The 9823-nt window shown below is 58.7% G+C and carries 11 protein-coding genes and 1 pseudogene; 8 read left to right on the top strand and 4 right to left on the bottom strand.

All coding sequences use genetic code 11. The annotated features are described in order from the left end of the window. The 3 genes from PFH44_RS21470 to ldtE form a co-directional block, all read left to right on the top strand. Positions 1-692 (top strand): aminotransferase class V-fold PLP-dependent enzyme (locus PFH44_RS21470; RefSeq protein WP_283826088.1); only part of this gene is annotated, 692 nt, incomplete at its 5' end. 11 nt (positions 693-703) lie between these two features. Next, positions 704-1120: a cysteine desulfuration protein SufE gene (sufE, locus tag PFH44_RS21465; protein WP_041146026.1), complete on the top strand. Its 417-nt coding sequence runs from the start codon at positions 704-706 to the stop codon at positions 1118-1120. Positions 1121-1219: 99 nt separating this feature from the next. Next, positions 1220-2218 (top strand): L,D-transpeptidase LdtE, encoded by a 999-nt coding sequence (gene ldtE / locus PFH44_RS21460; protein WP_045858839.1) that lies wholly within the window; start codon positions 1220-1222, stop codon positions 2216-2218. A gap of 63 nt (positions 2219-2281) precedes the next feature. Here ldtE and lpp read toward each other — a convergent pair whose 3' ends face one another. The 3 genes from lpp to ynhH all read right to left on the bottom strand — a co-directional run bounded on the left by lpp (position 2282) and on the right by ynhH (position 4436). After that, complete coding sequence (lpp, locus tag PFH44_RS21455) at positions 2282-2518, bottom strand: murein lipoprotein Lpp (protein ID WP_010430241.1); 237 nt, start codon at positions 2516-2518, stop codon at positions 2282-2284. Positions 2519-2830: 312 nt separating this feature from the next. After that, positions 2831-4243 carry a pyruvate kinase PykF gene (gene pykF, locus PFH44_RS21450; protein ID WP_045858833.1) on the bottom strand — a complete coding sequence of 471 codons (1413 nt, stop codon included), beginning with the start codon at positions 4241-4243 and terminating at the stop codon, positions 2831-2833. Positions 4244-4250: 7 nt separating this feature from the next. After that, complete coding sequence (gene ynhH / locus PFH44_RS28140) at positions 4251-4436, bottom strand: protein YnhH (protein ID WP_422790060.1); 186 nt, start codon at positions 4434-4436, stop codon at positions 4251-4253. A 242-nt stretch (positions 4437-4678) separates the two neighbouring features. Here ynhH and PFH44_RS21445 point away from each other — a divergent pair. Both PFH44_RS21445 and fumD read left to right on the top strand, forming a co-directional pair. Continuing rightward, a pseudogene (locus PFH44_RS21445) lies at positions 4679-4756 on the top strand (hypothetical protein); the annotation flags it as partial. Further along, positions 4749-4964, top strand: a complete 216-nt coding sequence (fumD, locus tag PFH44_RS21440) for a fumarate hydratase FumD (protein ID WP_041146023.1) — start codon at positions 4749-4751, stop codon at positions 4962-4964. The pseudogene PFH44_RS21445 and the gene fumD, both read left to right, overlap by 8 nt. A gap of 23 nt (positions 4965-4987) precedes the next feature. Here the strand turns inward: fumD and PFH44_RS21435 are convergent, their stop codons facing one another. Next, positions 4988-5626, bottom strand: coding sequence for a TetR/AcrR family transcriptional regulator (locus PFH44_RS21435; RefSeq protein WP_045858829.1), 639 nt, complete (start codon positions 5624-5626; stop codon positions 4988-4990). 125 nt (positions 5627-5751) lie between these two features. Between PFH44_RS21435 and PFH44_RS21430 the strand changes: the two genes are divergently transcribed. From PFH44_RS21430 to PFH44_RS21420, 3 genes are all read left to right on the top strand, one after another. After that, a complete protein-coding gene (locus PFH44_RS21430; RefSeq protein ID WP_283826087.1) occupies positions 5752-7605 on the top strand; it encodes a bifunctional sugar phosphate isomerase/epimerase/4-hydroxyphenylpyruvate dioxygenase family protein in 1854 nt (617 codons plus the stop codon). A gap of 158 nt (positions 7606-7763) precedes the next feature. Further along, the gene (locus PFH44_RS21425) at positions 7764-9086 is read left to right on the top strand and encodes an MFS transporter (protein ID WP_283826086.1); all 1323 of its coding nucleotides are present in this window, start codon (positions 7764-7766) and stop codon (positions 9084-9086) included. 15 nt (positions 9087-9101) lie between these two features. Next, the coding region (locus tag PFH44_RS21420; protein WP_283826085.1) for a shikimate dehydrogenase family protein at positions 9102-9823 on the top strand (722 nt) is incomplete at its 3' end.

The following is a 9823-nucleotide window of genomic DNA, read 5'->3' as shown; positions in this document are numbered from 1 at the left end:
TGGGCATTGAAAACCCGCTGCCGGCGCTGATCGCCCTGGCGCATCAGCACGGGGCCAGGGTGCTGGTGGACGGCGCTCAGGCGGTGATGCATCACGCGGTGGACGTCCAGGCGCTGGACTGCGACCTCTACGTCTTCTCCGGACACAAGCTGTACGGCCCGACCGGGATCGGGATCCTCTACGGTAAAGCGGACCTGCTGGATGAGATGCCGCCGTGGGAAGGGGGCGGTTCGATGATCGCCACCGTCAGCCTGACCCAGGGCACCACCTGGGCAAAAGCGCCGTGGCGCTTTGAGGCGGGGACGCCAAATACCGGCGGGATTATCGGGCTTGGCGCGGCGCTGGAGTACGTCAGCGCGCTGGGGCTGGCGCAGATCGGCGAATATGAACAGACCCTGATGCGCTACGCGCTGCAGGAGCTGGCAAAAGTGCCGGACCTTATCGTCTACGGCCCGCCGCAGCGGCTCGGAGTGATAGCCTTTAACCTCGGGGCGCACCACGCCTACGATGTCGGCAGCTTCCTCGATAACTACGGCATCGCCATCCGCACCGGCCATCACTGCGCCATGCCGCTGATGGACTTCTTTAGCGTACCGGCAATGTGTCGGGCGTCGCTGGCGATGTACAATACCACGGAAGACGTGGATCGGCTGGTCGCAGGACTACAGCGCATTCACCGGCTATTAGGCTAAAGGAAGCAATCATGGCGGCGTTACCGGATAAAGATAAACTGCTGCGCAACTTCAGCCGTTGCGCGAACTGGGAAGAGAAGTACCTCTATATTATTGAGCTTGGCCAGCGGCTGGCGCCGCTGAGCGCCGAGGAGCACACGGCGCAAAATATTATCCAGGGCTGCCAGAGCCAGGTATGGATTGTTATCGAGCAGAGCGAATCGGGCGTGCTCGCGCTGCGCGGCGATAGCGATGCGGCTATCGTCAAGGGGCTCATCGCCGTGGTGTTTATCCTCTATGACCAAATGACGGCCAAGGATATCACCGCCTTTGACGTTCGCCCGTGGTTTGAAAAGATGGCGCTGACTCAGCACCTTACGCCATCGCGGTCGCAGGGGCTGGAAGCCATGATTCGCGCTATTCGCGCGAAAGCCGCAAATCTTAGCTAGAATAAACAGGTAGATTTCATTCTGTTACGTTCGGTGGGAACGCGTTTCCCACCGATATACAGATCCTGGCGTTTTATTAGCGAAAGAAGGAATCTCAGTATGAAACGCGCGACTCTCCTCACGATATCCCTTCTGACGGCCCTGAGCGCTCAGCACGGCGCCTGGGCGGTAGATTACCCACTTCCTCCTGCTAACAGCAGGATCATTGGTCAAAATCAATTCTGGACGGTACAGGAGGGGGATCGCAACCTGCAGGCGATTGCTCGTCACTTTGATACCGCGGCAATGCTGATCCTCGAAGCTAACGATACGCTGGCGCCGGTGGAGCCTAAACCGGGCACTCAGGTGCTGATCCCGTCGCAGATGCTGCTGCCCGACACGCCCCGGGAGGGGATTGTGGTGAACCTGGCGGAGCTGCGGCTGTACTACTTCCCGCCGGGGCAAAATTTGGTTCAGGTCTATCCGCTCGGCATTGGCCAGCTTGGCCTGGAAACGCCGGAGATGACCACCCGCGTTGGGCAGAAGATCCCCAATCCGACCTGGACCCCGACGGCGGGCATCCGCGCCCGCTCGCTGGAGAAAGGGATTAAGCTGCCGCCCGTTATCCCGGCGGGGCCAAACAACCCTCTGGGACGCTATGCGCTGCGCCTGGCGTACGGTAACGGCGAATACCTCATTCACGGCACCAACGCGCCGGACAGCGTTGGCCTGCGGGTCAGCTCCGGCTGTATGCGCATGAACGCCGCCGACATTCAGGCGCTCTTTAGCCAGGTGAAGACCGGAACGCCGGTACGCATCATCAATCAGCCGGTGAAGTTTGCGGTTGAGCCGGACGGCAGGCGCTACGTCGAGGTCCATCGGCCGCTGTCGCAGGATGAAAGCGGCAATACCCGCACCCTTGCCTATACGCTGCCGGCAGAATTCCATCAGTTTTCCGGCGATAAGTCCGTTGATGAGGCGCAGCTGAAGCGCGCGCTGTCGAGACGAGCGGGCTATCCGGTGGTGGTTTCTGGCGGTGAACAGGGCAGTGCTGGAGAGGCGGTATCGAGTTTGTCGGTGCAGAATGCGCCGGTGGATGAGAGCAAAAGAGTGCAGTAAATCGGGCGGGGAGGGACAAAAAAATGGCGCACAATGTGCGCCATTTCTATTACACAGGCACTATTACTTACGGTATTTAGTAGCCTGGTTGTCCAGACGCTGGTTAGCGCGTGCTGCGTCATCTTTAGCAGCCTGAACGTCGGAACGGATTGCGTTCACGTCGTTGCTCAGCTGGTCAACTTTAGCGTTCAGAGTCTGAACGTCAGAAGACAGCTGATCGATTTTAGCATTGCTGGAGCAACCAGCCAGCAGAGTAGAACCCAGGATTACCGCGCCCAGTACCAGTTTAGTACGATTCATTATTAATACCCTCTAGATTGAGTTAATCTCCATGTAGCGTTACAAGTATTACACAAACTTTTTTGGGATGAGAATATTTTTTTACGGTAATACGCCTATTTTTGATCGTTCGCTCAAAGAAACAACGAATTTGGAGGATTAGTTTAAAAATCCGTGTGAAAACAGGACGCTTCCATCGGATTCATCTTAGATAATCTCTTATTAAATAGTAAATTCCGATTTGCATTTTTATTAAGAGCAGCTAGGGATTGAATAAAAAAAAAGCGCCTCAGGGAGGCGCCTTTAAAAAAACAGGTATTAGCCTGTAAATTATTACAGCACGTGCACGGATGCGGTATTGGTTGTTCCGCTCGGAACCAGCGCACCGGAGACCATCACAACGACGTCGCCTTTACGCGCCAGACCGCTCTGCAGGGCCAGCTCTTTGCCCAGACGGTAGAAGTCGTCGGTAGAGGCCAGTTGGTCAACCAGCTGCGGTACCACGCCTTTGGTCAGCACCAGCTGACGGGCGGTGGTCTGGTTGGTGGTCAGCGCCAGGATGGTGGCATCCGGGAAGTATTTACGCACGGCGCGAGCGGATTTACCGCCCTGGGTAGCGACGACGATCAGCGGCGCTTCCAGTTTTTCGGCGGTCTCAACGGCACCACGGCAAACGGCTTCGGTGATGCGCAGCTTGCGGTTGTCGTTGTTGAACTCCAGACGGCTGGTCATCACGCGGTCGGTACGCTCGCAGATGGTCGCCATGATAGTGACGGCTTCCAGCGGGTATTTACCTTTGGCGGATTCGCCGGAGAGCATCACGGCGTCGGTGCCGTCGAGGATGGCGTTAGCAACGTCGCCGGCTTCCGCACGGGTCGGACGCGGGTTCTTGATCATGGAGTCCAGCATCTGGGTCGCTGTGATAACCACTTTGCGCGCGCGGATACATTTTTCGATGATCATTTTCTGGGCGAAGATAACTTCTTCAACCGGGATTTCAACGCCCATGTCACCGCGAGCAACCATGATGCCGTCAGAGGCTTCAAGGATTTCGTCGAAGTTGTTCAGGCCTTCCTGGTTTTCGATCTTGGAGATGATCTGGATGTTGTCGCCGCCGTTAGCCTTCAGGTGCTCGCGGATTTCTACCACGTCAGAACGCTTACGGATAAAGGATGCGGCAACAAAGTCAACGCCCTGTTCGCAGCCGAAGATCAGATCCTGTTTGTCTTTCTCAGCCAGCGCCGGCAGAGCGATAGAGACGCCCGGCAGGTTAACGCCTTTGTTCTCGCCGAGGTCGCCGTTATTCAGCACTTTACAGATAACGTTTTTACCTTCGATGGCGGTCACTTCCATGCCGATCAGACCATCGTCAACCAGTACGGTATTGCCTACGGAGAGGTCAGAGGTAAAACCTTCATAGGTAACGGCGACGATTTCGTTGTTGCCGACCACGGATTTGTCTGTGGTGAAGGTGAAGGTCTGGCCCGCTTTCAGGGAGACGTCGTTGCCGCCTTCCAGCTTGATGGTGCGAATTTCCGGACCTTTGGTATCCAGCAGGATAGCGGCGGTTTTACCGGTTTTGCTCACCACATTGCGCAGGTTCTGGATGCGCTGACCGTGTTCAGCATAGTCGCCGTGAGAGAAGTTCAGACGCATGACGTTCATGCCCGCGTCCAGCATCTTGGTTAACATCTCTTCGGATTCGGTTTTCGGACCGATGGTGCAAACGATTTTGGTCTTTTTCATGAAGGTATTAGTCTTTAAGTTGTGAAGGATTGGGGAATCTCGCTCCGTGGGCGCAGTGCCGTGGAGTCAAACCTGTATTGCGAAAGTTGCTATGGCACGCTCTAAGGATAGGTGACAACAAAAAAGCGTGCAGAAGAATGTGTGCTGGCGGTTCAGCCCATGAAAAGAGGCAATTTTGTATGCTTTTAGTCATGCAGTCCAATGTGCTGAAACCATTCAAGAAAGATTCGGTGTGCATTATACGACGATGAAACAAAAAAGGAAAATGAAAACAACGTTTCATTTTTCGTTATACTAACGCAACAAAACTCACACCAATTACAATCTTATCTGCAACACAAATTTTCGCCAGTCGCTAAGCTAAATCGGCCCCGACGCGCGGTTTTTACCGCGGTTTTGTTACGTAAATTCGCCATTAGCGAAGAAACTGCGGGCTGGTTTGATTTATACGGAAAATATATCAATAATGATTTGATTGATAATGATAATTTGCGAGCGAAATTCGATGGGAAACCGAGCGAAAGACGACGAGTTGTACCAGGAAATGTGCCGCGTGGTGGGGAAAGTGGTGCTCGAAATGCGCGATCTTGGTCAGGAACCGAAACATATCGTGATTGCCGGCGTCGTGCGCACCGCGCTGGCGAATTCAAAAATCGCCCGCTCTGAGCTGACGCATGAAGCGATGACCCGGGTTATTCACGCCTTATCCGGACATGAATAACGCCGACGGCCGCGCTTCAGGCTTCAGGAGATAACGAAGCGCACCACCGCTTTTACCGCGATATCGCAGTGGTGGGCGACCATCGCTTCATCGTCGATTTCCGGCAGCGGATCGTCGAGATAGAGGCTGCTGAAGGTGTAAAAGTTCGAGACCTGATAAAAGCTAAAGCTGCTGATCAGCCGATGGACGTCCCGCGCCTCGAGCCCGGCCTGAAAAATTCCCTGCTGCTGCCCGCGCTGGAGAATGTCCTCGAGAATGGACAGGGCGGTTCGGTTCAGCGGTTTTAGCTGCCCGGACGCCTGCAGCCACTTCCCGCGCTGCATATTCTCCATACAGATAACGCGCATAAAGTCGGCGTGCGTCGCGTGATAGCGCACGCTCCACTTCACCAGCTGAACCAGCGCCTCAACCGGAGGAAGCTGCTCCAGCCCGAGCTGCTGCTCCGTCTCGCGGATGCGGGCGTAGACGTGCTGCAGAACCGCCTGATACAGCTGCTCTTTACTTTTGAAGTAGTAGACCACCATCCGCTTGGTGGTCTGCGCTTCGACGGCAATCTGCTCCATCCGCGCCCCCGAAAGCCCGTGTTCGGCAAATACGGCAATCGCGGCGGCGAAGATCCGCTCTTTCAGGGATTGTGCTTCATCATGAGCAACCACGGACATAACCACTCCTTTTTTCTGAGAGACAAAAAATACACATAACGATCACAATTTAGCAACCTTGCGTGGCGCGAATGAACCAAATGATACATATTCATGGCTCACGTCCGCTGATGACACGAGGATCTATGCTGCGCTCAATCGCCACCGTCTCGATTTCCGGTACCTTACCTGAAAAGCTTCACGCCATCGCCGCTGCGGGTTATCAGGGCGTCGAAATCTTCGAAAACGATCTGCTCTATTATACGGGCACGCCGGCGGATATTCGTAACCTGGCGGCTGATTTAGGGCTAAAAATCACGCTTTTTCAACCCTTTCGCGATTTTGAAGGCGCCAGCCGCGCGCAGTTTGCGGCCAATCTGGCGCGCGCGAAACGAAAATTCGCGCTGATGCATGAGCTCGGCTGCGACACCATGCTGCTGTGCAGCAACGTACAGCCGGACTGCTCCGCCGATATCGCCCTGCAGGTGGCCGACCTTCGCGCCCTGGCGGATCTGGCGGAACAAGAGGGGATTATCGTCGGCTATGAGGCGCTGGCCTGGGGAACGCACGTTAACCTCTGGCATCAGGCCTGGGAGCGGGTAAAAGCGGTTAACAGTCCGGCGATGGGCATCGTGCTCGACAGCTTCCATATCCTGGCGCGCGGCGACGATCTGTCGCGCCTGCACGAAGTGCCGGTGGCTAAAATCACCTTCCTGCAGCTTGCCGACGCGCCGCTGATGAAGATGGATGTCCTCGAATGGAGCCGCCATTTCCGCTGCTTCCCCGGCCAGGGGCAGCTGCCGCTGGTGGATTTTGCCTGCGAGCTGACCCGCTGCGGCTATCGCGGCCCGTGGTCGCTGGAGATCTTTAACGATGGTTTTCGCGCCTCGCCGAACGGCGCGACGGCGAAGGACGGCTACCGCTCGCTGCTGTGGCTGGAGGAGCAGACCCGGCGCCGGCTGGCGAGCAGCGATGCGGCGCTGTTTGACGCACCGGAGCCTGCGCACTACGCCGGGCTGGAGTTTATTGAGTTTGCCGCCAGCCCCTCCGAGGCCAAAGCTCTCGGCCAGCGTCTGGCGCAGCTGGGTTTTCAGCAGGAGGGGCGGCATCGTTCGAAGCAGGTGGCGCTGTGGCGTAACGGTGCGGCACGCGCCATCGTCAACTTTCAGCCGCACAGCTGGGCCGACCATTTCCACCAGCGCCACGGGGTTTCGCTGTGCGCGATGGCCCTCGGCGTCAGCCGCAGCGCGCCGATTATTGCCCGCGCTCGCGCCTACGGCTACGCCACCTGGCAGGGCGACGCCGGGCCGAACGAAAGCCCGATCCCGGCGGTTTGCGCCCCGGACGGCAGCCTGATTTATCTGATTGAGCACGGGGACGATATCTACGCCCGTGATTTCCACCTGCAGCCGCCTGCGGCCGTGCGCGATGATTACAGCGGCATCGATCACCTGGCGCTCGGGATGGAGGCGGACAGCCGCGATAACTGGATTATCTTCTTCCGCACGGTCTTCGGCTTTACGCTCGAACACGAACAGACGCTGCCGGACCCGTACGGTCTGGTGCGCAGCCTCGCGGTGCACAGCCCGCAGGGCAACGTCCGCCTGGCGCTGAATATTTCTCAAAGCCGCGCGACGCAGATTGCCCGCTCCGTGGCCTGTTATCAGGGCGCGGGACTGCAGCATGCGGCCTTCGCCTGCCGGGACCTGCCGGCCACCCTCGATAGCCTGCCTGAGGTCTCCCTCGACGCGCTGCCGATCCCGGCAAACTACTACGAGGATTTGGTGGCGCGCTTTGGCGCCGACGAGCGCGCGGCGCAGCTCAAACGTCTGCAGATCCTCTACGACCGCGATGGTCAGGGCGGTGAATTCCTGCATCTCTACACCCGACCGTTCTCATCGGGGCGCTTTTTCTTTGAATTGACCGAAAGACGCGGCGGCTACGCGCTCTACGGCGCGGCGAACGCGGCGGTACGCCTTTCGGCGATGCAGTACGGCTAGTTTGTATCAAATGGTTCATTAAGTGCGTATCACCCATACAATAACAACATTCATCTGCACCCCACGCACCGCATCATTCGCGCTGCGCTAAGGCGGCAACGTTCCTGCCGTCCACGCAAAAAGCGCGGGTGATAAGGTGTCTATGACAGGAAACGACTATGAGTTCTTATAGCCATAACCACGCGGCGACGGCAGAGACCGCGACCACCGCTCGCCGCTCCCGGCGGCGGATCGGGATCCTTTCGCTGCTGGCCGTCGGTACGATGGTTAACTACCTTGACCGCACGGTATTAGGCATTGCGGCCCCCAGCCTAACCTCCGAGCTCGGCATTGACGCTGCGGTGATGGGGATCGTCTTCTCCGCCTTCGCCTGGACCTACGCGCTGGCGCAGATCCCCGGCGGCCTGTTTCTCGACCGCTTCGGCAACAAGGTGACCTATTTTCTGTCGTTGACCCTGTGGTCGCTGTTTACCCTGTTTCACGGCATGGCGATTGGCCTCAAGACGCTGCTGCTTTGCCGTTTTGGCCTTGGGGTCAGCGAAGCGCCGTGCTTTCCGGTCAACAGCCGGGTAGTCAGCGCCTGGTTCCCCCAGCAGGAGCGGGCCAAAGCCACCGCGGTGTATACGGTGGGCGAATATCTTGGGCTGGCCTGCTTCTCGCCGCTGCTGTTCTGGATCATGGGCAGCTTCGGCTGGCGGACGCTGTTTATCAGCGTCGGCGCGGTCGGGGTGCTTTTTGCGCTGGTGTGGTGGTGCTGCTACCGCGATCCGCATGAGGATAAGCAGCTGAGCCCGCAGGAGCGCGAGCATATTGCCAGCGGCGGCGGCATGACTAACGCGGCGCAGCAGCGGATGGTCTTCAGCTGGCCGCTGGTCCGCCAGCTGCTCGGCAAGCGGCAGATCCTCGGCGCCAGCATCGGTCAGTTTGCCGGCAATACGGTACTGGTCTTTTTCCTGACCTGGTTCCCAACCTACCTGGCGACCGAGCGCCACATGCCGTGGCTAAAGGTGGGCTTCTTCGCCATCCTGCCGTTCCTCGCCGCCGCCGGCGGGGGGATGTTCGGCGGCTGGGTCTCCGACAAGCTGCTGAAGGCCACCGGCTCGGCGACCCTCGGGCGCAAGCTGCCTAGCGTTGCCGGCCTGCTGATGGCCAGCACGATTATCTCCGCTAACTGGCTGACCAGCGATCTGGCGGTGATCCTCGTGATGTCCTTCGCCTTCTTTGGCCAGGGCATGGTCGGCCTCGGCTGGACGCTGATTTCCGATATCGCCCCGCAGGGGCTGGGCGGGCTGACCGGCGGGCTGTTTAACTTCTGCGCCAATCTGGCCGGGATCCTCACGCCGCTGATTATTGGCTTTATCGTCGCGGCCTTCGGCAGCTTCTTCTACGCGCTTGTCTATATCGGCGGCGCGGCGCTGCTCGGGGTGGTGGCGTATCTGTTTATTCTCGGCGACGTCAAACGCATCGAGCTGGCAAAATAAGGAAAGGGATAGAACATGGTGATTAGTGGCAACACGCGGCTGATAGCCCATCTTGGCTATCCAACCGCCAGTTTTAAGGCGCCGATGATTTATAACCCGTGGCTGGCAAACCAGCAGGTGGACGTTAAAGTGGTGCCGATGGGGGTCAAACCGGAGGATTATGCCGCCTTTATCGCGCCGCTGTTCTCGATGACCAACATCGTCGGCGCGCTGGTCACCATGCCGCACAAGATTGCCACCTGCGGCCTGGTGCAGCATCTCAGCCCGGGGGCGGCCATTGCCGGGGCGTGCAACGCCATTCGCCGCGAGGCCGACGGCAGCCTGAGCGGGGATATGTTTGACGGCGACGGCTTCGTTCTTGGCCTCCGCCGCAAGGGCTTTCAGCCCCAGGGCGCGCGGGCGCTGGTGGTCGGCTGCGGCGGCGTCGGTTCGGCGATCGCCGCGTCGCTGGCGGAGGCGGGGGTCAGGGTCCTGACGCTCTACGATAGCCATCCGCAGGCGGCGCAGGCGCTGGCCGGGCGACTGCTGCAGCACTATCCGGCGCTGGATCTCAGCCTGATGCAGCGCGATCCGCAGGGGCATGACCTGGTGGTCAACGCCACGCCGCTGGGGATGAAGGCCGACGACCCGCTGCCGCTGGATCCGCAGCGGCTGTCGCCCGCCTGCTGGGTGGGAGAAGTGGTGATGACCCACGAAATGACGCCGCTGCTGCGGGCGGCACAGGCGCGGGGCTGCGC

Origin of the sequence: Klebsiella sp. Ech2A (genome assembly GCF_030078455.1) — a bacterium.
Classification (GTDB): Bacteria; Pseudomonadota; Gammaproteobacteria; order Enterobacterales; family Enterobacteriaceae; genus Klebsiella; species Klebsiella terrigena.
This window is presented reverse-complemented; position numbering and strand designations above follow the sequence as displayed.

Bases quoted from the DNA above. Each gene is read 5' to 3' on its own strand.
- sufE (WP_041146026.1), top strand. From the start codon at position 704: ATGGCGGCGTTACCGGATAAAGATAAACTGCTGCGCAACTTCAGCCGT.
- ldtE (WP_045858839.1), top strand. From the start codon at position 1,220: ATGAAACGCGCGACTCTCCTCACGATATCCCTTCTGACGGCCCTGAGC.
- lpp (WP_010430241.1), bottom strand. From the start codon at position 2,518: ATGAATCGTACTAAACTGGTACTGGGCGCGGTAATCCTGGGTTCTACT.
- pykF (WP_045858833.1), bottom strand. From the start codon at position 4,243: ATGAAAAAGACCAAAATCGTTTGCACCATCGGTCCGAAAACCGAATCC.
- ynhH (WP_422790060.1), bottom strand. From the start codon at position 4,436: ATGACTAAAAGCATACAAAATTGCCTCTTTTCATGGGCTGAACCGCCA.
- fumD (WP_041146023.1), top strand. From the start codon at position 4,749: ATGGGAAACCGAGCGAAAGACGACGAGTTGTACCAGGAAATGTGCCGC.
- PFH44_RS21435 (WP_045858829.1), bottom strand. From the start codon at position 5,626: ATGTCCGTGGTTGCTCATGATGAAGCACAATCCCTGAAAGAGCGGATC.
- PFH44_RS21430 (WP_283826087.1), top strand. From the start codon at position 5,752: ATGCTGCGCTCAATCGCCACCGTCTCGATTTCCGGTACCTTACCTGAA.
- PFH44_RS21425 (WP_283826086.1), top strand. From the start codon at position 7,764: ATGAGTTCTTATAGCCATAACCACGCGGCGACGGCAGAGACCGCGACC.